The organism is Streptomyces albus subsp. albus (genome assembly GCF_000719865.1).
Classification (GTDB): domain Bacteria; phylum Actinomycetota; class Actinomycetes; order Streptomycetales; family Streptomycetaceae; genus Streptomyces; species Streptomyces albus_E.
In genome coordinates this window covers 35,367-57,421 of the sequence record NZ_JOID01000031.1, presented here as the reverse complement: position 1 = coordinate 57,421, position 22,055 = coordinate 35,367, and the positions used below count along the sequence as shown (strand labels likewise).

Annotated in this window: 19 protein-coding genes; 12 read left to right on the top strand and 7 right to left on the bottom strand. The window is 74.8% G+C overall.

What is annotated here, in order from left to right:
* Window positions 1–9 precede the first annotated feature (9 nt).
* Window positions 10–1,566: a histidine ammonia-lyase gene (hutH, locus tag IF83_RS0125555; RefSeq protein ID WP_030548036.1), complete on the bottom strand. Its 1,557-nt coding sequence runs from the start codon at window positions 1,564–1,566 to the stop codon at window positions 10–12.
* 192 nt (window positions 1,567–1,758) lie between these two features.
* On the opposite strand from hutH, the gene IF83_RS0125550 reads away from it, so the two are divergent.
* Both IF83_RS0125550 and IF83_RS0125545 read left to right on the top strand, forming a co-directional pair.
* Window positions 1,759–2,568, top strand: a complete 810-nt coding sequence (locus tag IF83_RS0125550; protein ID WP_030548035.1) for an enoyl-CoA hydratase/isomerase family protein — start codon at window positions 1,759–1,761, stop codon at window positions 2,566–2,568.
* 245 nt (window positions 2,569–2,813) lie between these two features.
* The gene (locus tag IF83_RS0125545; protein ID WP_051723403.1) at window positions 2,814–3,917 is read left to right on the top strand and encodes a sensor domain-containing diguanylate cyclase; all 1,104 of its coding nucleotides are present in this window, start codon (window positions 2,814–2,816) and stop codon (window positions 3,915–3,917) included.
* Between the two features lie 288 nt (window positions 3,918–4,205).
* On the opposite strand, the gene IF83_RS0125540 is transcribed toward IF83_RS0125545, so the two are convergent.
* Complete coding sequence (locus tag IF83_RS0125540; RefSeq protein WP_078843863.1) at window positions 4,206–5,525, bottom strand: adenylate/guanylate cyclase domain-containing protein; 1,320 nt, start codon at window positions 5,523–5,525, stop codon at window positions 4,206–4,208.
* 153 nt (window positions 5,526–5,678) lie between these two features.
* Window positions 5,679–6,560, bottom strand: a complete 882-nt coding sequence (locus tag IF83_RS0125535) for a biotin--[acetyl-CoA-carboxylase] ligase (RefSeq protein WP_030548032.1) — start codon at window positions 6,558–6,560, stop codon at window positions 5,679–5,681.
* Window positions 6,561–6,851: 291 nt separating this feature from the next.
* Between IF83_RS0125535 and IF83_RS0125530 the strand changes: the two genes are divergently transcribed.
* The 4 genes from IF83_RS0125530 to IF83_RS0125515 all read left to right on the top strand — a co-directional run bounded on the left by IF83_RS0125530 (window position 6,852) and on the right by IF83_RS0125515 (window position 9,632).
* Complete coding sequence (locus IF83_RS0125530; RefSeq protein ID WP_030548031.1) at window positions 6,852–8,441, top strand: acyl-CoA carboxylase subunit beta; 1,590 nt, start codon at window positions 6,852–6,854, stop codon at window positions 8,439–8,441.
* Between the two features lie 94 nt (window positions 8,442–8,535).
* Window positions 8,536–8,742: an acyl-CoA carboxylase subunit epsilon gene (locus tag IF83_RS0125525; RefSeq protein ID WP_030548030.1), complete on the top strand. Its 207-nt coding sequence runs from the start codon at window positions 8,536–8,538 to the stop codon at window positions 8,740–8,742.
* Window positions 8,743–8,826: 84 nt separating this feature from the next.
* A complete protein-coding gene (mmpB, locus tag IF83_RS35375) occupies window positions 8,827–8,961 on the top strand; it encodes a morphogenic membrane protein MmpB (RefSeq protein WP_279617232.1) in 135 nt (44 codons plus the stop codon).
* Between the two features lie 29 nt (window positions 8,962–8,990).
* Window positions 8,991–9,632 carry a nucleoside triphosphate pyrophosphatase gene (locus IF83_RS0125515; RefSeq protein WP_030548029.1) on the top strand — a complete coding sequence of 214 codons (642 nt, stop codon included), beginning with the start codon at window positions 8,991–8,993 and terminating at the stop codon, window positions 9,630–9,632.
* Between the two features lie 214 nt (window positions 9,633–9,846).
* Here the strand turns inward: IF83_RS0125515 and IF83_RS30670 are convergent, their stop codons facing one another.
* Window positions 9,847–10,383: a hypothetical protein gene (locus IF83_RS30670; protein ID WP_167343625.1), complete on the bottom strand. Its 537-nt coding sequence runs from the start codon at window positions 10,381–10,383 to the stop codon at window positions 9,847–9,849.
* A 385-nt stretch (window positions 10,384–10,768) separates the two neighbouring features.
* Here IF83_RS30670 and IF83_RS0125505 point away from each other — a divergent pair, with 385 nt between their 5' ends.
* Both IF83_RS0125505 and IF83_RS0125500 read left to right on the top strand, forming a co-directional pair.
* Window positions 10,769–12,532: an acetyl/propionyl/methylcrotonyl-CoA carboxylase subunit alpha gene (locus IF83_RS0125505; RefSeq protein WP_030548027.1), complete on the top strand. Its 1,764-nt coding sequence runs from the start codon at window positions 10,769–10,771 to the stop codon at window positions 12,530–12,532.
* Window positions 12,533–12,781: 249 nt separating this feature from the next.
* Window positions 12,782–13,369 carry a TetR/AcrR family transcriptional regulator gene (locus IF83_RS0125500; RefSeq protein ID WP_030548026.1) on the top strand — a complete coding sequence of 196 codons (588 nt, stop codon included), beginning with the start codon at window positions 12,782–12,784 and terminating at the stop codon, window positions 13,367–13,369.
* 51 nt (window positions 13,370–13,420) lie between these two features.
* Here IF83_RS0125500 and IF83_RS0125495 read toward each other — a convergent pair whose 3' ends face one another.
* Window positions 13,421–14,380: a DeoR/GlpR family DNA-binding transcription regulator gene (locus tag IF83_RS0125495; RefSeq protein ID WP_030548025.1), complete on the bottom strand. Its 960-nt coding sequence runs from the start codon at window positions 14,378–14,380 to the stop codon at window positions 13,421–13,423.
* Between the two features lie 149 nt (window positions 14,381–14,529).
* Window positions 14,530–15,978 carry an NAD(P)H-quinone dehydrogenase gene (locus IF83_RS0125490; protein ID WP_030548024.1) on the bottom strand — a complete coding sequence of 483 codons (1,449 nt, stop codon included), beginning with the start codon at window positions 15,976–15,978 and terminating at the stop codon, window positions 14,530–14,532.
* Window positions 15,979–16,096: 118 nt separating this feature from the next.
* Here IF83_RS0125490 and IF83_RS0125485 point away from each other — a divergent pair, with 118 nt between their 5' ends.
* From IF83_RS0125485 to IF83_RS0125475, 3 genes are all read left to right on the top strand, one after another.
* Window positions 16,097–16,534 (top strand): gamma-glutamylcyclotransferase, encoded by a 438-nt coding sequence (locus tag IF83_RS0125485; RefSeq protein ID WP_030548023.1) that lies wholly within the window; start codon window positions 16,097–16,099, stop codon window positions 16,532–16,534.
* Between the two features lie 243 nt (window positions 16,535–16,777).
* Entirely contained in the window at window positions 16,778–17,596 is an 819-nt protein-coding gene (locus IF83_RS0125480) for a purine-nucleoside phosphorylase (RefSeq protein ID WP_030548022.1), read from the top strand.
* 498 nt (window positions 17,597–18,094) lie between these two features.
* Window positions 18,095–19,810 (top strand): phospho-sugar mutase, encoded by a 1,716-nt coding sequence (locus IF83_RS0125475; RefSeq protein ID WP_030548021.1) that lies wholly within the window; start codon window positions 18,095–18,097, stop codon window positions 19,808–19,810.
* A 95-nt stretch (window positions 19,811–19,905) separates the two neighbouring features.
* Here the strand turns inward: IF83_RS0125475 and IF83_RS0125470 are convergent, their stop codons facing one another.
* Window positions 19,906–20,544, bottom strand: coding sequence for a PH domain-containing protein (locus IF83_RS0125470; RefSeq protein ID WP_030548020.1), 639 nt, complete (start codon window positions 20,542–20,544; stop codon window positions 19,906–19,908).
* A 498-nt stretch (window positions 20,545–21,042) separates the two neighbouring features.
* Here IF83_RS0125470 and deoC point away from each other — a divergent pair, with 498 nt between their 5' ends.
* Complete coding sequence (deoC, locus tag IF83_RS0125465; RefSeq protein ID WP_030548019.1) at window positions 21,043–22,053, top strand: deoxyribose-phosphate aldolase; 1,011 nt, start codon at window positions 21,043–21,045, stop codon at window positions 22,051–22,053.
* Window positions 22,054–22,055: the final 2 nt, after the last annotated feature.

Here is a 22,055-nt window from a genome sequence, read left to right as displayed (position 1 = left end):
CTCCGGCCGTCAGGCCAGCGGCCCGGTGACCGACTCCGCGGCCGCCACCAGGGCCCCCGAGGCCACGAAGGCGTCCGCGGCGGCCAGATCGGGGGCCAGGAAGCGGTCCCCGCCCGGGCCCGCGACGCCCGCCGCGCGCACCGCCTCCAGTACGGCCCGGGTGGCGGGGGCGGGGGTGAGCCCCTCGCGCAGTTCGATGGCGCGGGTGGCGGCGACCAGTTCCACCGCGAGGACGCGGCTCACGTTGCCGAGCGCCGTGCGCAGTTTGCGCGCGGCCGACCAGCCCATCGAGACATGGTCCTCCTGCATCGCGGAGGACGGAATCGAGTCGACGGAGGCCGGGACGGCCAGCCGCTTCAGCTCGCTGACCAGCGCCGCCTGCGTGTACTGGGCGATCATCAGCCCGGAGTCGACTCCCGGGTCGCCGGCGAGGAAGGCCGGCAGCCCGTAGGAGCGGTTCTTGTCGAGCAGCCGGTCCGTGCGGCGCTCGGCGATGGACGCCAGGTCGGCGGCGGCCACGGCCAGGAAGTCCAGCACGTAGGCCACAGGCGCGCCGTGGAAGTTCCCGTTGGACTCGACGCGCCCGTCGGGGAGCACGACCGGGTTGTCCACGGCGGCGGCGAGTTCCCGGTCGGCGACGAGACGGGCGTGCGCGAGGGTGTCCCGGCCCGCGCCGGCGACCTGCGGCGCGCAGCGCACCGAGTAGGCGTCCTGGACGCGGGGGGCTGCCCGGAGGCCGTCGTAGCCGGTCTGGTGGTGGCCGGTGAGTCCCGAGCCGGCGAGCATCCGCAGCATGTTGTCCGCGCTGGCGGCCTGGCCCGGGTGCGGGCGGACGGCGTGCAGCTCCGGGGCGAGGACCCGGTCGGTGCCGAGCAGCGCCTCCAGGGAGAGGGCGGCGGTGATGTCGGCGGAGGTGAGGAGGCGGGCGAGGTCGGCATTGGCCATGACGAGCATGCCGAGCATCCCGTCGGTGCCGTTGAGGAGTGCCAGCCCCTCCTTCTCGCGCAGGTCGAGCGGGGCGATGCCGTGCTCGGCGAGCAGTTCGGACGCCGGGCGCACGGTGCCGTCGGGCCCTTCCGCGTCTCCCTCGCCCATGAGGGCCAGGGCGCAGTGGGAGAGCGGTGCCAGGTCGCCGGAGCAGCCGAGGGAGCCGTACTCGTGGACGACCGGGGTGATGCCGGCGTTGAGCAGTGCGGCCATGGTCTCGGCGACGAGCGGCCGCACCCCCGTACGCCCCGAGGCCAGGGTCTTGAGCCGCAGGAACATCAGGGCCCGGACGACCTCACGCTCCACGCGGGGGCCCATGCCCGCGGCGTGCGAGCGGACGATGTTGCGCTGGAGCCGGCCGCGCAGCTCGGGGCTGATGTGGCGGACGGCCAGGGCGCCGAAGCCGGTGGAGACGCCGTACACGGGCTCCGGGCGGGCGGCGAGGGCGTCGATGACCCGCCGGGAGGCGGCGAGCGCGTCGCGGGCTCCGGCGGACAGCTCGACCCGGGCCCCGCCGCGGGCCACGGCGATCACGTCGTCCGCGCCGGTGCCGGAGTCTCCCAGCACCACGGTGTGCATAGTCATATTCAGGCACCCTAAGTTCTGAATCATGTTCTGTCACGACGCGGAACGCGGACCCGCACGCCATGCCCACCGGCACGCCCGCACAGCCGCCCGGCACCGGTCTGGTCCGTCCGCCCCTTCCCTGACATGATCGGATGAACGATCGTTAACACGGTGAACGACGGGCGACGGGAACAGGAGACGGCCATGAGCGGCGCGGCGGACGAGGTGCGGTACGGCGAGTGGATCGCCGTCCGGCGGCACGGCACCCATGTGGCGGAGCTCGTCCTCGACCGCCCCCGGGCCATGAACGCCGTCTCCACCGAGCTGGCCCGCCGCCTCACCGAGGCCTGCGACGCCCTCGCCGCCGACCCCTCGGCGCGGGCCGTGGTGCTGACCTCCAGCCACGAGCGCGCCTTCTGCGTCGGCGCCGACCTGAAGGAGCGCAACTCCTTCACGGACGCCGAACTGCTGCGCCAGCGGCCGGTCAACCGGGCCGCCTACACCGGCGTCCTGGAACTGCCGGTGCCCACGATCGCCGCCGTGCACGGCTTCGCCCTCGGCGGCGGCTTCGAGATCGCCCTCTCCTGCGATCTGATCGTCGCCGACCCCACGGCCGTGGTCGGGCTCCCGGAGGTGTCCGTCGGCGTGATCCCGGGCGGCGGGGGCACGCAGCTGCTGCCGCGCCGGGTCGGTGCCGCGCGGGCCGCCGAACTGATCTTCACCGGGCGGCGGGTGGCCGCCGCCGAGGCACTGTCCCTGGGCCTCGTCGACCAGCTCGCGGACGAGGGCCGGGACCGCGAGGAGGCCCTCGCCCTCGCGGCCCGCATCGCCGCCAACTCCCCGGTCGGCCTGCGCGCGGCCAAGCGCGCCCTGCGGCTGGGGCACGGGCTGGATCTGCGCACCGGTCTGGACGTGGAGGACGGCGCCTGGCGGACGGTGGCCTTCTCCGGCGACCGCGCGGAGGGCGTCGCGGCCTTCAACGAGAAGCGGACTCCGGACTGGCCCGGGGAGTGATCCGGGCCGGCGCCGGCCGGCTCCGCGGCGGGTCCGGGCGGCGGCTTCCGCGCCGGCCGGCGGCGGAGCGGCATCGGGCGGGTCTCGGACCGGAGAAGAAGCCCTCCCCAGGAGGGCGCTCACCGGGAAATGTTCCTAGTCTGGGGTGAACGGTGTGCCCACAGTGACGGAACGCGAGGTGCCGGGTGGCTGGTGACGGCGGGGGCGACGCACGGCTGGCCGCCGTGGTGGCGCTGGCCCAGGCGATGGCCGCCGCCCAGACCCCCCGCGAGACGGCACGCGCCGCGGCCCTCGGGGCGTGCGGCGCCCTCGGCGGGTCCTTCGCCGCGATCTCCGCGTGGGAGCGGGAGAAGGGCCGGCTCCGGGTCCTGGTGAACGTCGGCGAACTCACCCCGGGCGAGGAGGAGTTCCCTCAGGACGAGTCGTATCCCGTCCGGGACTTCCCCGAGATCGCCGAATTCCTGCACGACCGCTGGGCGGGCGGCGGCGAGACCGACGCCTGGGTGGAGACCGCGGACGGCCCGCCCTGCGACCGCGGGCCCGGCTCGTACTGCCATCAGCGCCGCGCAGCGCTCCGGCGGCGCGGCCGGGGCTGCTGCGTGGTCGCGCCGATCGTGCTGCACGGCCGCGCCTGGGGCGAGCTGTACGTGGCCCGGCCCGCCGGCGCCTCCGTCTTCGGCCGGGAGGACGCGCGCTTCGCCACGGTCCTCGCCGCGGTGGCCGCCTCCGGGATCGCCCAGACCGAGCGGCTGGCGGAGGCCCGCCGGCTCGCCTTCACCGACCCGCTGACCGGCCTGGCCAACCGCCGGGCCGTGGACGTCACGCTGGAGGAGGCGCTGGAGCGTCACCGGGCGGACGGCACCGTGGTGAGCCTCGTGGTCTGCGACATCAACGGGCTCAAGCAGGTCAACGACACCCTGGGGCACGCGGTCGGCGACCGGCTGCTGGAGCGTTTCGGCTCCGTGCTGTCGATGTGCGGGGCGATGCTCCCCGGGGCGCTGGCGGCACGGCTGGGCGGTGACGAGTTCTGCCTCGTCGCCGTCGGTCCGCCCACCGAGGAGGTGGTGCGGGCCGCGACCGAGCTGTGCCACCGCGCGGCCAAGCTGGATCTCGGTGAGGGCGTCGCCTGCGGGGTCGCCTCGACGGGGCAGCCGATCGGGCCCGTGGCGTCCGCGCGGCGGCTGTTCCGGCTGGCCGACGCGGCGCAGTACCGGGCGAAGGCGGCCCGGGCGGAGGGACCGGTCGTGGCCGGGGACGAGGGCCCGGACGACCCGGTCGTACGGATGGCCGACGCCTCGCCGGCGGCTCCGGCCCCGGGCCCGGAACGACGGCGGTTCCGCGGCCGGTGACCCTCCGGCGCGGGTCCTGCCGCTCTCGGACGGGCTCCCCCCTGAGGCGGAGGCTTCCCCGGGTACGGGCTTCCCCGGATCCCGGTGCGGCGGCTCCGCCCTGTGCGGTGTCGCCGGCGGTCCCGCGCGCCACGGCCTCCCGCCGGGCCGCGTACGGCACCGGATGCCCCGCGCCCCGCCGCCCGTCCCCGACGGGCTCCGCCCGATACTCCGGCTCCGCCGCGGCTGCGAGCGGTCGGGCCGCGCGGTCGAGCCCCGCTGCGGCTCCGCCGGCCGGTGCCCCGTCCGTCACCCGGGGCGGCGGGTGAGGAGCCAGGGTTCGACGACGCCGAGGCCGCGGACCGGACGCTGCCACATCGGCTGGAGCGCGAAGCGGTACGGGTGCGGCGGCTCCGCGCCCTCCTTCTCCGCCGCGGCCGCCTCGGCCTCCGACTCCGGCGCGTCTCCGGACCGCATCAGCTCCGCCGCGAACGCCTCGTCCACCAGCACCGAGTCCTTCGGCGCTATCGACGTGAGGCGGCTCGCGAGGTTCACCGTCGTGCCGAAGACGTCCCCCATGCGCGTGGTGACGGTGCCGAAGGCGATACCGACCCGCAGCTCCGGCATGGTCTCGTCGCTGGCCAGCGTCTCGATCATCCGCAGCCCGATCTCGGCGGCCGTGCCCGCGTCGTCCGCCGCGTACAGCACCTCGTCTCCGAGGGTCTTGATGAGCCGTCCGCCGCGGGCCGCGACCAGATCCGCCGCGGTCGTCTCGAACGCCTCGACGAGCTCGCCGAGTTCCTCCTCCTCCAGCCGCCGGGTGAGCCGGGTGAAGCCGACGAGGTCCGCGAAGCCGACGGCCAGCCGGCGGTCCACCATCTCCTCGTCGTCCTGGGTCTGGATGACGCGCCCGGCGGCCGCCGCGAGCTGCCGCCGCCACACATAGACCAGGAACTCCTGGAGCTCCGGCAGCAGCAGCTGGACCAGCGGATACGCGACCTCGGTGCGGGTCATCCCCGGCTCGGGCGGCTCGGTGAGGCCCTCCAGGAAGCCCTCGATCTGCCAATCGGCGAGCCGGGCCGTGGTCTGGCCGGTGGAACGGGCGACCTGGACGGCCATCGGCTCGCTGAGCAGCCCCGCCTCCACCAGGCCCGCCAGCCGCCGCAGCGCCAGCACGTCGGCCTCCGTCAGCGCCCGGGCCTGGCCGATGTCGGCGAAGCCCATGGCGCGCCAGAAGCGGGAGGCCAGCTCCATCGAGACCCCGGCGCTGCGGGCCGCCTGGAAGGGGGTGTACTGCCGCTCGGCGCCCAGGATCAGCTGCTCCAGGCGGATCGCGAGGGGGTTGTCCTCGGTCTCCTCCACCTCGTCGGAGTCGTGGGAGCCCGCGAAGGCGTTCGCGGTGTACGGGGCCCCGGCCCCGGGCGGCACCGGGGGCGCGCCCGCCGCGTCCGGCCGCTCCCCGCCGGGAGGCGGACCTTCGTCCGAGCCCTCCGAGCCCTCCGAGCCCTCCGAGCCGCCGGGGCCCGCGGCGGTCCGCTCGCCGCCGGCCGTGCCCGCGCCGCGGCCGGGGGCCCCGCCGGCATCCGGTCCTTCCGAGCCCTCGCCGGCGCCCGCGTCGTCGACGATCACTGCCCGCCCCCTGTCCGATCCCTGCGCACAGGCCTTCCGATCACATCTCGCCGCGCCGTCCGGGTCCGCCACCCGGACGGGCCCGGGACGCTGTCCCCGGCCGCCTCAACGATACGTCAGGTGTGTGCTGGCTCACTCTCTCCGGCGGCCGCCTCACCCGCGGGGCCGCAGGTGCACGATGTCACCCGCGCCGACGGCCTCCCGGCCGCCCTCCGGGGTCCGCAGCACCAGCCGTCCGTCCTCGTCCAGGGCGACCGCCTCACCGCTGATCTCCCGGCCGCCGGGCAGCTCGGCGCGGACCGCCCGGCCGAGGGTGGCGCAGCCGGCCGTGTATGCCTCCAGGAGTCCGCTGCGCGACGGGTCGCCGTCAACCGCGCGCCAGTCGCCGTACCACTGTTCGAGTGACCGGAGGACGGCCCGCAGAATCGGGTCGCGGTCCGTGGAGATTGCTCCGGCCAGGGCGAGGGAGCCCGCGCCGGGCACGGGGAGTTCGGCCGCGCCCAGCGACACGTTGAGGCCGATGCCGAGGACGACGCCTCCCTCGCCGACGCTCTCGGAGAGCACGCCGCCGGCCTTGCGCTCCTCCCCGTCCACCGTGACCAGCAGGTCGTTGGGCCACTTCAGCGCGGTGTCGGTGCCCCCGGCGCGGGACACGGCGGTCGCCGTCGCCACCCCGGCGAGCAGCGGCAGCCAGCCCCAGCGGGTGACGGGCACGGCGGGGCCCGGCCGCAGCAGGACGGAGACGAAGATCCCGGAGCGGGCCGGCGCCACCCAGTGGCGGTCCAGCCGGCCGCGGCCCGCCGACTGCTCCTCCGAGACGAGCACCGCGCCCTCGGGGACGTCCCCGGCCGCGGCCCGTTCCGCCAGATCGGTGTTGGTGGAGCCGGTGACCTCGACGACGTCCAGCGAGGTCCACAGCCCGCCGGGGCGGACGAGGGCGCGGCGCAGCGCGGTGGCGTTCAGCGGCGGCCGCTCCAGGTCGGACCAGCGGCCGGACGGCTCCGGCGCGGATCCGCCGGACGGTGTGGCAGTCATGGGGCCAGCGTAGGCAGGGAACGGCCGGCCGGCGTGCCGGCGGGCGGGAGGACGGCCCGTCGCGTCCTCAACACGCTCCGCCCGCCCCTGTGCGATCGCCCACACCCCGCCGCGCCCCCGCGCACCGGGAGCGCGCGCTGACCGCCCGCTCGCCCCGCGCGCCCCTCCGCGCGCGGTACCCGGCCTGCGGAGATGTGGCCAACGCCGCACTCGCGGGACACAGCGTCGCCGATACCCTACGAGGCGGTAACCCAGGTAACCCCCACCAGGACGAGCAGGAGCCGCATCCCGATGTCCGAGCCGGAAATCGACCTTCACACCACCGCGGGAAAGATCGCGGACCTGCAGCGGCGCATCGGCGAGGCCACGCACGCCGGCTCGCAGCGCGCCGTCGAGAAACAGCACGCCAAGGGCAAGCTGACGGCTCGGGAGCGGATCGACCTGCTGCTCGACGAGGGCTCGTTCGTCGAGCTGGACGAGTTCGCCCGGCACCGCTCCACCAACTTCGGCCTGGAGAAGAACCGCCCGTACGGTGACGGCGTGGTGACGGGCTACGGCACCGTCGACGGCCGCCCGGTGGCCGTGTTCTCCCAGGACTTCACCGTCTTCGGCGGCGCCCTCGGCGAGGTCTTCGGCCAGAAGATCGTCAAGGTGATGGACTTCGCGCTGAAGAACGGCTGCCCGGTCATCGGCATCAACGACTCCGGCGGCGCCCGCATCCAGGAGGGCGTCAGCGCCCTCGGCCTCTACGGCGAGATCTTCCGCCGCAACACCCACGCCTCCGGGGTGATCCCGCAGATCTCCCTGATCGTCGGCCCCTGCGCGGGCGGCGCGGTCTACTCCCCCGCGATCACCGACTTCACGGTGATGGTCGACCAGACCTCGCACATGTTCATCACCGGCCCGGACGTCATCAAGACGGTCACCGGCGAGGACGTCGGCTTCGACGAGCTGGGCGGCGCCCGCACCCACAACTCCACCTCGGGCGTGGCGCACCACATGGCGGGTGACGAGAAGGACGCCATCGAGTACGTCAAGGCGCTCCTGTCCTACCTCCCCTCGAACAACCTCAGCGAGCCCCCGGCCTTCCCCGAGGAGGCCGACCTGGAGACCTCCGACGAGGACCGCGAGCTGGACGCGATCATCCCGGACTCGGCGAACCAGCCGTACGACATGCGCTCCATCGTCGAACACGTCCTGGACGACGGCGAGTTCCTGGAGACCCAGGCGCTCTTCGCGCCGAACATCATCACCGGCTTCGGCCGGGTCGAGGGCCACCCCGTCGGCATCGTCGGCAACCAGCCGATGCAGTTCGCCGGCTGCCTGGACATCGACGCCTCCGAGAAGGCCGCGCGCTTCGTGCGCACCTGCGACGCCTTCAACGTGCCGGTGATCACCTTCGTCGACGTCCCGGGCTTCCTCCCCGGCGTCGAGCAGGAGTACGGCGGCATCATCCGGCGCGGCGCCAAGCTGATCTACGCCTACGCGGAGGCGACCGTCCCGCTGATCACGGTCATCACCCGCAAGGCGTTCGGCGGCGCGTACGACGTCATGGGCTCCAAGCACCTCGGCGCCGACCTCAACCTCGCCTGGCCCACCGCCCAGGTCGCGGTGATGGGCGCCCAGGGCGCGGTGAACATCCTGCACCGCAGGACGCTCGCCGCCGCCGAGACGCCCGAGGCGCAGGAGGAGCTGCGGCAGCGGCTCATCGCCGAGTACGAGGACACGCTGCTCAACCCATACGTCGCGGCCGAGCGGGGCTACGTGGACGCGGTGATCATGCCGTCCGAGACCCGCCGCCACATCACCCGGGGCCTGCGCACCCTGCGCTCCAAGCGCGAGTCCCTGCCGCCGAAGAAGCACGGCAACATCCCGCTGTAGCCGTCCCGGGCACACGCGGAACGGGCAGGGAACAAGGGAACCAACGGGTCACCGGGTCGACGGGTCGACGGGTCAACGGAAGGGAAGGCCGGCGATGTTCAAGGTGGTACGGGGCAATCCGACCCCGGAGGAGCTGGCCGCCGCACTGGCGGTGGTCCAGGCACGCGCCTCGGCGGCCTCGTCCGCCGCGGAGGCGCCCGAGCAGCTGGACGAGTGGGCCGACCCGGCGAGGAACGTGCCGGGCCGCAGGCTGCCGCATCCGGGCCCCACGGCCTGGCGCAGCTCGTACTGGCCGCGCTGAGGCCCGGCCGGGCCGCAACGGGGCGGTGCCGCCTGAGTATCCGTACTCAGGCGGCACCGCCTTTTCGGCCGGATCATCGAATGCATGCTCTGGTCCGACCCCTCCGACGAACCGCCCCGGGACCTCCGCGACACCGAGGAGATGCTGCGGCGGGCCGGAGGGGTGCTCGCCGTCGCGGTCGTCGTGGTCCTGCTGCTCCTCCTGGGCTTCCAGGGCTGACGCGGAGCCGCTTCTATACGCTGTCGCGCATGCCGAACAACGCATCCGCCGCCCGCCGCACGCTCGTCCTCGCCTCCCGCTCCCCGGCCCGCCTCGCCCTGCTCCGGCAGGCGGGGCTGGCCCCCGAGGTCATCGTGAGCGGAGTGGACGAGGACGCGCTGACCGCGCCGACCCCGGGCGAACTCGCCCGCCTGCTGGCGGAGGCCAAGGCCGCCGCGGTGGCCGGCCGGGCCGAGGCCTCCGGCGCGCTCGTCGTCGGCTGCGACTCGGTGCTGGACCTGGACGGGCAGGCGCTCGGCAAGCCGGACGGCGCGGAGGACGCGACGGCCCGCTGGAAGTCCATGCGGGGCCGCTCGGGCGTGCTGCGCACCGGGCACTGCGTCATCGACACGGTGAGCGGACGGCAGGTCTCGGCGACCGCGTCCACGACCGTACGGTTCGGCGAGCCGTCGGACGAGGAGATCGCCGCCTACGTCGCCAGCGGTGAACCCCTGCACGTGGCGGGCGCGTTCACACTCGACGGGCGGTCGGCGCCGTTCATCGACGGTATCGACGGCGATCCGGGCAACGTCATAGGACTGTCCCTGCCGACCCTGCGCGCGCTCCTCGCCGACCTGGACCTGCGGATTACGGACCTGTGGGTCCGGGAGCCGGAGCCGCCGGCCGCCTGAGCCGGCCCTCCGGAGCCGCATGCCGCAGGGCCGGACGCAGCCGCGAGGCGGGACCGCACGGGACGGACCGCGCCTCCGCGGTCCCGCGCCGGGCGGCGGACGCCGGGGCCCTGCGACGGACGCCGGCCGAAGGCAGCGCACTCCTCACCGTGGCGCGACGTTCGGCGCCGGCACCGACAGCGCCGGCATCCGACGGCCCGGGACGCCGGTTCGCTCAGGCTGGTCCGGCGCCGCCCGGCACGAACGGCGGCTGGGGACCCGGCACCGTGCCGGTGGGTCCCGCGCCGGCGGGTCCGGCCGGCCCGCCGGCTCCGCCGCCGCCCGCTCCCGCGGCGCCGCCCTTGGCGGCCCGGCCGCGGCCCGGCTCCCCGTAGGCGATCAGCGCGAGCACGACCAGCCCGAACACCAGCATCATGAAGGCGAACGCGCCCCAGCCGACCAGGCCGACCGTCAGCGCGCCCAGCAGCGCGTGCACCACCGCGCAGGCGATCAGCAGGACGCGGAAGAAGCGGCCCGGCGCCCGGTCGCGCACCGCGCTGAGCAGCAGGACCGCCCCGCAGGTGAACAGGTAGAGCCCGAAGCCGATGCCCAGCGCCAGGGTGCCGGTCGACATGTGGTCCGGGTCGAGGCCGGCGAGCGACATGCGCTGGCCGGCCACGACCTTCCCCAGAAACCAGTGCAGCCAGACGATGCCCAGCGCCTCGGCCATCAGCACCACCGCCGCCACGAGCGCCACCGGTCTGCGAGCCACCGAACCCACCCCATTTCCCACCGCTCGGTCTGTTACCTCGAGTATCAGACGACGTGCGGCACGCTACTAACGGGTAATGCCGTAGGACAAGGGGTCTGCGGCGGCAGCCGCGAGGAAAGGATCACCCGGCAAAGTTTCCCGCCGGGCTTCGTAGGGATCCCACAAAAAAATCCACCCGGTCACCTGGGGCACCGACAGAGACCTTGCCCACACCGGCACTCGGCCACGACCCCGGCGGGGGCCGCTTATCCTTGCACGACAAGGACTTTCAGCAGTTGGACACCGGTGGCCTGACCCTGCGTGTGGGGAAGCTCACCCCCTGGGGCGCCTCGGCATGGCGTGTCGGCAGTCCCTAAACTCGCCTTGTTTCAAGGAGGGAGCCATCGTGCGCAAGGTGCTCATCGCCAACCGTGGCGAAATCGCTGTCCGCGTTGCCCGCGCCTGCCGGGACGCCGGGATCGCGAGCGTAGCCGTCTACGCCGATCCGGACCGGGACGCTCTGCACGTCCGCGCGGCCGACGAGGCCTACGCGCTGGGTGGTGACACCCCGGCGGCCAGCTATCTGGACATGTCCAAAGTGCTCAACGCCGCCGCCGAGTCCGGCGCGGACGCCATCCACCCCGGGTACGGCTTCCTCTCGGAGAACGCCGAGTTCGCCCAGGCGGTCATGGACGCGGGCCTGACCTGGATCGGCCCGCCCCCGCAGGCCATCCGCGACCTCGGTGACAAGGTCGCGGCCCGGCACATCGCCCAGCGGGCCGGCGCGCCCCTGGTGGCCGGCACCCCCGACCCGGTCTCGGGCGCGGAGGAGGTCGTGGCCTTCGCCGAGCAGCACGGCCTGCCGATCGCCATCAAGGCCGCCTTCGGCGGCGGCGGCCGCGGCCTGAAGGTCGCCCGCACCCTGGAAGAGGTGCCCGAGCTGTACGACTCCGCGGTGCGCGAGGCGGTCGCCGCCTTCGGCCGCGGCGAGTGCTTCGTCGAGCGCTACCTGGACAAGCCGCGGCACGTCGAGACCCAGTGCCTCGCCGACACCCACGGCAACGTGGTGGTCGTCTCCACCCGTGACTGCTCGCTCCAGCGCCGGCACCAGAAGCTCGTCGAGGAGGCCCCCGCGCCGTTCCTCTCCGAGGAGCAGAACGCCGAGCTGTACCGCGCCTCCAAGGCGATCCTCAAGGAGGCCGGCTACGTCGGCGCGGGCACCGTCGAGTTCCTCGTCGGCGCCGACGGCACGATCTCCTTCCTGGAGGTCAACACCCGTCTCCAGGTCGAGCACCCGGTCACCGAGGAGGTCACCGGCATCGACCTGGTCCGCGAGATGTTCCGGATCGCCGACGGCGAGGAGCTCGGCTACGGGGACCCGGCCGTGCGCGGCCACTCCTTCGAGTTCCGCATCAACGGCGAGGACCCGGGGCGCAACTTCCTCCCCGCGCCCGGCACCGTCAGCACCTTCGCCCCGCCGTCCGGCCCGGGCGTCCGGCTGGACGCCGGTGTCGAGTCCGGCTCGGTCATCGGCCCGGCCTGGGACTCCCTGCTCGCCAAGCTGATCGTCACCGGCGCCACCCGGCAGCAGGCCCTGCAGCGGGCCGCCCGCGCGCTGGCCGAGTTCAAGGTCGAGGGCATGGCCACCGCGATCCCCTTCCACCGCGCGGTGGTCGAGGACCGGGCCTTCGCCCCCGAACTGGACGGGTCCGCCGAGCCGTTCACCATCCACACCCGGTGGATCGAGACCGAGTTCACCAACGAGATCCCGCCGTTCGCGGCCCCCGGCTCCGACGACGCCGAGGCCGAGAGCCGCGAGACGGTCGTGGTCGAGGTCGGCGGCAAGCGCCTGGAGGTCTCCCTCCCGGCCTCCCTCGGCGTGGCGTCCTCCCCGGCCGCCGGGCAGAAGAAGCCCAAGCGGAAGGCCGCGAAGAAGGCCGGCGCGGCCGCCTCGGGCGACACCCTCGCCTCCCCCATGCAGGGCACGGTCGTCAAGGTCGCCGTGGAGGAGGGCCAGCAGGTCAACGAGGGCGACCTGATCGTCGTCCTGGAGGCCATGAAGATGGAGCAGCCGCTCAACGCGCACCGCTCCGGCACCGTCAAGGGCCTCGCCGCCGAGGTCGGCGCGGCGCTCTCCTCCGGCGCCGTCATCTGCGAGATCAAGGACTGACCCCGCCCCGCACGGCGGATCCAGCGCACGCCGCAGCCCCGGCCCGACGGCCGGGGCTGCGGCGTTCCCGGGGGCGCCGGCGCCGCACCACGGACCGGGCCGGGCCGGGGCGCGGGGGACGGCCCTCCGGGACGGCGTACGGGACGGCCACCGGGACCACCGGCCGGGGCGTTCGGCCGTCGCGCACCCGCCCGGCGGTGGCATCCTGGGACGCACACGGCCGGCAGAGTGAGGGGAGGACCGGCGGCGATGACGGCGGACACGGCCCGGACGGCGGGGCGTCCCATGCGCGCGGACGCGCGGCGGAACCACGAGCGGCTGCTGAGCGTGGCCCGGTCGGCCTTCACCGAGCACGGCACGGACACCTCGCTGGAGGACGTGGCGCGCCGCGCGGGCGTCGGCGTCGGCACCCTCTACCGGCACTTCCCCAGCCGCCGCGCGCTGATCAGCGCCGTCTTCCAGAGCGAGGCCGACGCCCTGGTGGCCCGCGGGCGGGAGCTGCTGGACGCCGGCGAGCCGTGCGCCGCGCTGCTCGACTGGCTGCGGGCCCTCATCGGCCACGCCGTCACCTACCGCGGCCTCTCCCGCACCCTGATGACGGCCTCCCCCGACGGCAGCTGCGAACTCTCCTCCTGCAGCGTGCCGGTGCGCGCCGCGGGCGGCGCCCTGCTGGCCCGGGCCCAGCGGGCCGGAAGCGTACGGCCCGAGGTGGGCATCGGTGATCTGCTGCAGCTGACCAACGCCATCGCGATCGCCGCCGAGGAGAGCCCGGACGACACCGGCCTGGCGGACCGGCTGCTCACCCTCACCCTCCACGGCCTCCGCCCGGCCTCCTGACATACGCCGCGCGCCGGGCGGCGGGCACCGTACGGCGTCGGTGCCCGCCGCTCAGCGGCGGCGCAGGTCCGCCACCCGGCCGTTGCCCGACGGCTGTTCGGCCAGGGAGGCGGCGCTGCGCAGCTGGGGCGGCGGGCCGCCCGCCGGGTGGGCCCGGCGCTGCCCGGGGAGTGGCAGGTCGTCCGTCGTGGCGGCGACGGGCGGTGGGGAGGCCATCCGGCGCGGTCTTCGGCCGGTCTGCCCGCCGCTCTCCGCGCCGCCGCCCGCCGCTCCGGCCACCGCGATCTGCACGCCCTGGTCGGCCAGGGCCTGGAGTTCGGTGGCGGCCCGGTCGTCGTGGGCGGGCGGCTCGTCCGTGACCAGCCGGGTGATCACCTCGGTGGGCACCGTCTGGAACATGGTGTCGGTGCCCAGCTTGGTGTGGTCGGCCAGGACCACGACCTCGCCGGCCGCCTGGACCAGCGCCCGGTCCACGCTGGCCGACAGCATGTTGGAGGTGGAGAGCCCGCGCTCGGCGGTCAGCCCGCTGCCCGACAGGAAGGCGCGGGAGACCCGCAGCCCCTGCAGGGACTGCTCGGCCCCGCTGCCGACCAGGGCGTAGTTCGAGCCGCGCAGGGTGCCGCCCGTCATGACGACCTCGACCCGGTTGGCGTGGGCGAGTGCCTGGGCGACGAGCAGGGAGTTGGTGACGACGGTCAGACCGGGCACGCGGGCGAGCCGGCGGGCCAGCTCCTGCGTGGTGGTGCCGGCGCCGACGACGATCGCCTCCCCCTCGGTGACGAGGCTCGCCGCGAGATCGGCGATGGCGGTCTTCTCGGCGCTGGCGAGGTGGGACTTCTGCGGGAAGCCGGACTCCCGGCTGAAGCCCCCGGGCAGGACCGCACCGCCATGGCGGCGGTCGAGCAGCCCTTCTGCCTCCAGTGCCCGCACATCCCGCCGTACGGTCACTTCGGAGGTCTGGACGACGCGGGCGAGCTCCCGGAGCGACACCGCTCCGTTGGCGCGCACCATTTCAAGGATCAATTGGCGACGTTCTGCAGCGAACACGAAACTGACAGTAACGCCATCGACCAACTGCTTTCAGCAGTTTTCACCGAATAGCAGAAGTTGCCCGCAAGCAGCTTCCCCACCTGCTATACGAGATCCTCCACCCGCCCGGGCTATGCCTCGCCCGCGCTCTTCCGGGTGTGCAACTGCCGCGCCACCTCGGCGATGGAGCCGGACAGCGACGGATAGACCGTGAAGGTGTTGGCGACCTGCTCCACGGTGAGGTTGTTGTCGACCGCGAGCGATATCGGGTGGATCAGCTCGCTGGCGCGCGGGGCGACCACCACACCGCCGACGACGATCCCCGTGCCCGGGCGGCAGAACAGCTTCACGAAGCCGTCCCGGATGCCCTGCATCTTGGCCCGCGGGTTGCGCAGCAGCGGCAGCTTGACGGAGCGGGCCTCGATGCGGCCGCTGTCGATGTCGGCCTGCGAGTAGCCGACCGTGGCGATCTCGGGGTCGGTGAAGATGTTCGCCGAGACGGTCTTGAGGTCCAGCGGCGCGACCGCGCCGCCGAGGATGTGGTACATCGCGATCCGGCCCTGCATCGCCGCCACGGAGGCCAGCGCGAAGACGCCCGTGCAGTCGCCGGCGGCGTACACGCCCGGCGCGCTGGTGCGGGACACCCGGTCGGTGCGGATGTGCCCGGAGTCCTTGAGCTGGACCCCGGCCTCCTCCAGGCCGATGCCGCCGGTGTTGGGGACCGCGCCGACCGCCATCAGGCAGTGCGAGCCGGTGATGGTCCGGCCGTCGGCCAGCCGCACCTCGACCCCGTCGTCCGTGCGCTGCACGGCGGCCGCGCGGGAGCGGCCCATGACGTTCATGCCGCGCCGCCGGAAGACATCCTCCAGGACCGCCGCCGCGTCCGGGTCCTCGCCGGGCAGCACCCGGTCCCGGCTGGAGACCAGGGTGACCCGCGAGCCCAGCGCCTGGTACGCGCCGGCGAACTCGGCGCCGGTCACACCCGAGCCGACCACGATCAGCTCTTCCGGCAGCTCCTCCAGGTCGTACACCTGGGTCCAGTTGAGGATGCGCTCGCCGTCCGGCCGGGCGTCGGGGATCTCGCGCGGGTGCGCGCCGGTGGCGACCAGCACGGCGTCCGCGACGAGGGCCTCCTCGCTGCCGTCGGCGAACCGCACGGTCACCGTGCGGGAGCCGTCCGCGGCCCGCGTGGGCTCCAGCCGGCCCCGGCCGCGCAGCACCCGGCCGCCGGCGCGGGTGACGGAGGCGGTGATGTCGTGGGACTGGGCCAGCGCGAGGCGCTTCACCCGGCGGTTGACCTTGCCGAGGTCCACCCCGACGACGCGGGCCGCCTGCTCCACGTGCGGGGTGTCGTCGGCGACGATGATGCCCAGTTCCTCGTAGGAGGAGTCGAAGGTCGTCATCACCTCGGCGGTCGCGATCAGCGTCTTGGACGGCACGCAGTCGGTCAGCACCGACGCGCCGCCGAGACCGTCGGTGTCCACGACGGTCACTTCCGCGCCGAGCTGCGCGGCCACCAGCGCCGCCTCGTAGCCGCCTGGTCCGCCACCGATGATCACGATCCGAGTCACGTGTCCCATTGTCGCCCACCCGTCCGCAGACCTCCCGGCGGGGGTCGGCGGACGGGGCGTGCGGACGGGCCGCGGAGAGGGGGACGAAGCCGCGAACCCGCGGCCCGCCTCCCGTACCCTCGTGGTCATGTCGCTCTACGCCGCGTACGCCGGCAACCTCGACGCGCGGCTGATGTCCCGCCGCGCCCCGCACTCACCGCTGCGCGGTACGGGCTGGCTCTCGGGCTGGCGGCTGACGTTCGGCGGGGAGCAGATGGGCTGGGAAGGCGCCCTGGCCACGATCGTCGAGGCACCGCGCGCGCAGACCTTCGTCGCGCTCTACGACATCGCCCCCATGGACGAGGACTCCATGGACCGCTGGGAGGGCGTCGGCCTCGACATATACCGCCGGATGCGGGTGCGGGTGCACACCCTCGACGGCGAGGAGGCGGCCTGGATCTACGTCCTCAACGGCTACGAGGGCGGACTGCCCTCCGCGCGCTACCTCGGGGAGATCGCGGACGCGGCCGAGTCGGCGGGGGCGCCGCACGACTACGTGATGGAGCTGCGGAAGCGTCCCTGCTGAACGCCTCCGGCGGGGGTCCGGGGCCCGTGTCCGGGGCCCGGCGCGGGAGCGGACGGGGCACGCCGCCCGCGGACGGCCGGAACAGCTGCGCCCGACGGCGTCACGCCCCCTCTCACGCGTTCCCGGGCCCGCTTCCGGGAGGCGCCCCGGCGCGCGGTGCGGACCCTCGCCGGGTGGCCGAGTTTCGCCGGGTCTCCCCCGTACGTCTACGCGCGTAGGCCAAACCGGGTTACCCTCGTCCGCGTGAACGCTTCAGAGACTTCCCCGCAGTCCCCCGGCGCGCCCGACGCCACCGCCGCCGCCGCCCGCCTGCGCGAGCTGACCGGTGCCGAGAGCCATGACGTCGCCCTGGTGATGGGCTCCGGCTGGGTCCCCGCCGCGGACGCGCTGGGAACGCCGGAGTGCGAAGTGCCCGTCACCGAGCTGCCCGGCTTCGCGCCGCCCGCCGTCGAGGGGCACGCGGGCAAGATCCGCTCCTACCGGATCGGGCAGAAGCGGGCACTGGTCTTCCTCGGCCGCACCCACTTCTACGAGGGCCTCGGCGTCGCCGCCGTCTCCCACGGGGTCCGCACCGCCGTGGCGGCCGGCTGCAAGACCATCGTCCTGACCAACGGCTGCGGCGGTCTGCGCGCCGGCATGCGCCCCGGCCAGCCGGTCCTCATCAGCGACCACATCAACCTCACGGCGGCGTCGCCGATCGTGGGCGCCAACTTCGTCGACCTCACCGACCTCTACTCGGCCCGCCTCCGGGCCCTGTGCCGGGAGATCGACAGCACCCTCGAGGAGGGCGTGTACGCGCAGTTCCGCGGCCCGCACTACGAGACCCCGGCCGAGATCAACATGATCCGCACCCTGGGCGCCGACCTCGTGGGCATGTCGACGGCCCTGGAGGCCATAGCGGCCCGCGAGGCGGGCGCCGAGGTGCTCGGCATCTCCCTGGTGACGAATCTGGCCGCCGGGATGACCGGCGAGCCGCTCAACCACGAAGAGGTCCTCCAGGCCGGTCGTGATTCGGCCACCCGCATGGGCAGCCTGCTCGCCCAGGTCCTCGGCCGCCTCTGAGCCGTGCCGTACACGCCGGCGCACAGTCGGGCAGCCGCGGCCGGGGCCGGAGAGGCGTCCGGACCGAGCGGCCTCCGGGGCCGGCCGCACAGCCCCGGGCGCGAGCTCGGACGGCACGATCCCCGGGCGCGGGCCCTCGCGGCGCGAGCCCCGGTCGTACGAGCCCCGGCGGCACGAGCCCGCTGGGACGGGAACCGGGCGGGTGTTCTCCCGGACGGAGCTCCCCGGCGCGGTTCATCACGGGCAGGCCGGAACCCGTGCGCCGGAGCAGCCGACGCGCGCGGCCCGGTTCCTTCCGCTCCCCCGCCGACCGGTAGAGGACGATCAAGCCGGGTACTGGTTCCGGCGGGTGCGGTTCCCGGAGTGCAGCACCCGTTCACCGCAGATCCGTCAACCGGCCCCGCCGCGCGCACCGGCGCGGAGGGGCCGCAGCCCCGGGCGAGCGGCCCGCGTCCACCGGGCCGGCCGTCCACGACACAGCAGGAGCGTCACGTGGCAGTGGCAAGCGACACAGCGGAGCTGATCCGGCAGGCCCGCGCCTGGCTGGCCGAGGATCCTGACCCCGAGACCCGCGAGGAGCTGAGCGCGCTCATCGACGCGGAGGACACCGCGGCCCTCGCCGACCGCTTCGGCGGCATGCTGCAGTTCGGCACCGCCGGCCTCCGCGGCGAGCTGGGCCCGGGTCCGCTGCGGATGAACCGCGCGGTGGTGATCCGTGCCGCCGCCGGCCTCGCCGCGTACCTCCGCGAGCGGGCCGCGTCCTCGGACGGCGGTCCCGGCCTCGTCGTCATCGGCTACGACGCCCGCTACAAGAGCGCCGACTTCGCCCGTGACACCGCCGCCGTCATGACCGGTGCCGGGCTGCGCGCCGCACTGCTGCCCCGTCCGCTGCCCACGCCCGTCCTGGCCTTCGCCGTACGGCACCTGGGGGCGGTCGCCGGCGTGACCGTCACGGCGAGCCACAACCCGCCGCGCGACAACGGCTACAAGGTCTACCTCGGCGGCGAGTCCGGGCGCGGCGCGCAGATCGTGCCCCCGGCGGACGCGGAGATCGCGGCCCGGATCGCGGCGGTGCGGAGCCTGGCGGACGTGCCCCGCGCGGAGACCGGCTGGGAAACGCTCGGCGACGAGATCGTCGAGGCCTACCTGGCCCGCACCGACGCGGTGCTCACCGGCGGCTCCCCGCGGGACGCCCGCGTCGTCTACACCCCGCTGCACGGCGTCGGCCGCGACACCCTGCTCGCCGCCTTCGAGCGGGCCGGTTTCCCGGCCCCCGTGGTCGTGCCCGAACAGGGCGATCCCGACCCGGCGTTCCCCACCGTGGCCTTCCCCAACCCGGAGGAGCCCGGGGCCATGGACCTGGCCTTCGCCACCGCCCGCGCCGCCTCCCCGGCCCCGGACCTGATCATCGCCAACGACCCGGACGCGGACCGCTGCGCCGTGGCCGTCCCCGCGCCCGGCACCGAGGCCGGCTGGCGGATGCTGCGCGGCGACGAGGTCGGCGCCCTGCTGGCCGAGCACCTGGTGCACAAGCGGGCGTCCGGCTCCTTCGCCACCACGATCGTCTCCTCCTCCCTGCTCTCCCGGATCGCCGCGGCGGCCGGACTGCCGTACGACGAGACGCTGACCGGCTTCAAATGGCTGGCCCGCGTCGACGGGCTGCGCTACGCCTACGAGGAGGCGCTCGGCTACTGCGTCGACCCGGAGGGCGTACGCGACAAGGACGGCATCACCGCCGCCCTGCTCATCGCCGAACTGGCCGCCGAACTGAAGGCGACCGGCCGCGACCTCACCGAACTCCTGGACGACCTCGCCCTGGAGCACGGCCTGCACGCCACCGACCAGCTGTCCGTGCGCGTCACCGATCTGTCGGTGATCTCCGACGCCATGGAGCGGCTGCGGGCCCAGCCGCCCGGGACGCTCGCCGGGCTCCCCGTCACCCGGGCCGAGGACCTGGCCGGGGGCAGCGCGAAGCTGCCGCCCACGGACGGACTGCGCTACACGCTCGCGGGCGGCTCCGTGGCCGCCGGACGCTGCCGGGTCGAGTCGGCCCGGGTCGTCGTCCGGCCGAGCGGCACGGAACCCAAGCTGAAGTGCTACCTGGAGGTCGTCGTCCCGGTGGAGGCCCCCGACGCGCTGAGCGATGCCCGGATCACCGCGGAGGCGGTCCTGGCCGCGCTCAAGGTGGACTTCTCGGCGGCCGCCGGGCTGTGACCCGGCCTGCGGAGCCGGCTCCGGTCCCGCCCGGCTCCGGTCCGCCCCGCGTCTCCGCCGGCGGACGGCGGGCCCGGCCGGCTGAGCGCGCCGCGTCAGCCCAGCAGGGCGAGGACCGCCAGCAGGACGGCACCGGCCGCCGCCGGGGCCAGCACCTCGTACGCCCAGCGCACCTCGGCCGTCCCCTGCGCCGTCTCGCGGCGCGCGTGCCGCTCGGCCAGCTCCGCGAGTTCGGCCACGGCCTCGTCGGCGGGGGCGCGGTCCGGGCCCGCGCCGGCGGGCGCGGCTCCGCGGACGTCGTCCGCGGCGGCGCTCCGGGCGCTGCGCCGGGCCGTCTTCTTCCGCGCCCGCAGCGAGACCGGGATCGCCCACAGTTGGAACGTCTTCCCGTCCGCGAAGACTTCGCTGGAGTAGCCGGCGCGCACGCCCTCGACGGCACCCCAGGGCAGCGTGATGGTGCGGAACGGGTTGCGCACCCGCATCCGGTCCTCGCCCGCGAACACGGCGGGCCGGAAGGTGAACGCGACGATGAGTGGCACCGCGAGCAGCAGTCCGGCCAGCGCGAACCAGGGGGTGCGCCCCTCGCCGCGGATCATCGCGTCGATGCCGAGCCAGCCGGCCAGGCCGAGCAGCAGCGCGCCGCCGGCCAGCGCGGCGCCGGAGCGGTAGATGCGGTCGGCGTACCCCGGGCCGGTCTCGGGCTGCGGGGAGGAGGGGATGTCCGGGCTCGTCATGGGGGCGATTGTGCCCGACGGGCCGGGCGGGACACACGTCCCGGGTCGGCGGGCGTCCGCCGGGCCGGCCGGTGGGGCCGTCCGTGGCACCATGGGCGGCGTGGCGCCGGTGGCCCGCCGCCGCAACACGACCGCCGTCGTCACACCGCCGCCGTCACACCGCCGTCAACACCGCCGACGGCATGTCCGCCCCGGCGGCGCGTTGGCCGGCCCGGTAGCACCTTGTCCGGCGGCATGTCCGCCCGGCTCCGCCCGGGCCTCCGCGGACGGCCGCCGCCGGAACCCCGGCGGTACGCGGCAGGACACCGGCCGGACCGGGCGCGGGGCTGACGGGGCCGCGGCAGCCCGCACCTCCCGGGCCGGTCCGCCAAGAGGGCCCGCCGCCCGCCCGCCCCGGCAGGGCGGTGCGGTGCGGGGCCGGGCGTCCGGGAGGTGTCCGGAACCACCCTCCCCGGGGGTGACAGTCGCTACGCGCGTAGATATGCTCACCTGGTGACCATGCTTCCCAAGCCCGCAGTACCCGCGTACGGCAGCGAGGCCCCGGAGCGTCTGGCGTCGATGGCGGACGTGACCGCCTCCGACGCCGCGCTGCGCCGCTTTCTGCACGGCCTGCCGGGTGTCGACGCCGTCGGCCTGCAGGCCCGCGCGGCGGCCCTCGGCACCCGCTCGATCAAGACCACGGCGAAGGCCTACGCCATCGACCTGGCCATCTCCATGATTGACCTGACGACCCTGGAGGGCGCGGACACCCCGGGCAAGGTCCGGGCGCTCTGCGCCAAGGGGGCCCACCCGGACCCGCTGGACCGGACCGTCCCGAGGGTCGCGGCGATCTGCGTCTACCCGGACATGGCGGCCACCGCGAAGGCGGCACTGCTCGACGCCGGGGCTCCGGAGATCAGCGTGGCCTCCGTCGCCACCGCCTTCCCGGCGGGCCGGGCCGCGCTGCCCGTGAAGCTGGCCGACACCCGGGACGCGGTGGCGGCCGGCGCGGACGAGATCGACATGGTGATCGACCGCGGCGCCTTCCTCTCCGGCCGCTATCTCCAGGTGTTCGAGGAGATCCGGCAGGTCAAGGAGGTCTGCCGGCGCGAGGACGGCACCGCCGCCCACCTCAAGGTGATCTTCGAGACGGGCGAACTGCAGACGTACGACAACGTGCGCCGGGCCTCCTGGCTCGCGATGCTCGCGGGCGCCGACTTCATCAAGACCTCCACCGGCAAGGTCGCCGTCAACGCGACCCCGCCCGTCACCCTGCTCATGCTGGAGGCCGTGCGCGACTTCCGCGCGGCCGTCGGGGTGCGGGTGGGCGTGAAGCCCGCGGGCGGCATCCGGACCACCAAGGACGCGGTCAAGTACCTGGTGATGGTCAACGAGACGCTGGGCGAGGAGTGGCTGACCGCGGACTGGTTCCGCTTCGGCGCCTCCAGCCTCCTCAACGATCTGCTGATGCAGCGGCAGAAGCTGAGCACCGGGCGCTACTCCGGCCCCGACTATGTGACGGTGGACTGAGC

Excerpts from the sequence above, each read along its gene's own strand:
- IF83_RS0125470 (WP_030548020.1), bottom strand. The coding sequence starts at position 20,544 with ATGACGAGCCCGGACATCCCCTCCTCCCCGCAGCCCGAGACCGGCCCG.
- IF83_RS0125535 (WP_030548032.1), bottom strand. The coding sequence starts at position 6,560 with ATGACTGCCACACCGTCCGGCGGATCCGCGCCGGAGCCGTCCGGCCGC.
- IF83_RS0125515 (WP_030548029.1), top strand. The coding sequence starts at position 8,991 with ATGCCGAACAACGCATCCGCCGCCCGCCGCACGCTCGTCCTCGCCTCC.
- IF83_RS0125530 (WP_030548031.1), top strand. The coding sequence starts at position 6,852 with ATGTCCGAGCCGGAAATCGACCTTCACACCACCGCGGGAAAGATCGCG.
- IF83_RS0125485 (WP_030548023.1), top strand. The coding sequence starts at position 16,097 with ATGTCGCTCTACGCCGCGTACGCCGGCAACCTCGACGCGCGGCTGATG.
- IF83_RS0125500 (WP_030548026.1), top strand. The coding sequence starts at position 12,782 with ATGACGGCGGACACGGCCCGGACGGCGGGGCGTCCCATGCGCGCGGAC.
- IF83_RS0125525 (WP_030548030.1), top strand. The coding sequence starts at position 8,536 with ATGTTCAAGGTGGTACGGGGCAATCCGACCCCGGAGGAGCTGGCCGCC.
- hutH (WP_030548036.1), bottom strand. The coding sequence starts at position 1,566 with ATGCACACCGTGGTGCTGGGAGACTCCGGCACCGGCGCGGACGACGTG.
- IF83_RS0125550 (WP_030548035.1), top strand. The coding sequence starts at position 1,759 with ATGAGCGGCGCGGCGGACGAGGTGCGGTACGGCGAGTGGATCGCCGTC.
- IF83_RS0125495 (WP_030548025.1), bottom strand. The coding sequence starts at position 14,380 with ATGGTGCGCGCCAACGGAGCGGTGTCGCTCCGGGAGCTCGCCCGCGTC.
- IF83_RS0125545 (WP_051723403.1), top strand. The coding sequence starts at position 2,814 with ATGGCCGCCGCCCAGACCCCCCGCGAGACGGCACGCGCCGCGGCCCTC.
- mmpB (WP_279617232.1), top strand. The coding sequence starts at position 8,827 with ATGCTCTGGTCCGACCCCTCCGACGAACCGCCCCGGGACCTCCGCGAC.
- deoC (WP_030548019.1), top strand. The coding sequence starts at position 21,043 with ATGCTTCCCAAGCCCGCAGTACCCGCGTACGGCAGCGAGGCCCCGGAG.
- IF83_RS0125490 (WP_030548024.1), bottom strand. The coding sequence starts at position 15,978 with ATGGGACACGTGACTCGGATCGTGATCATCGGTGGCGGACCAGGCGGC.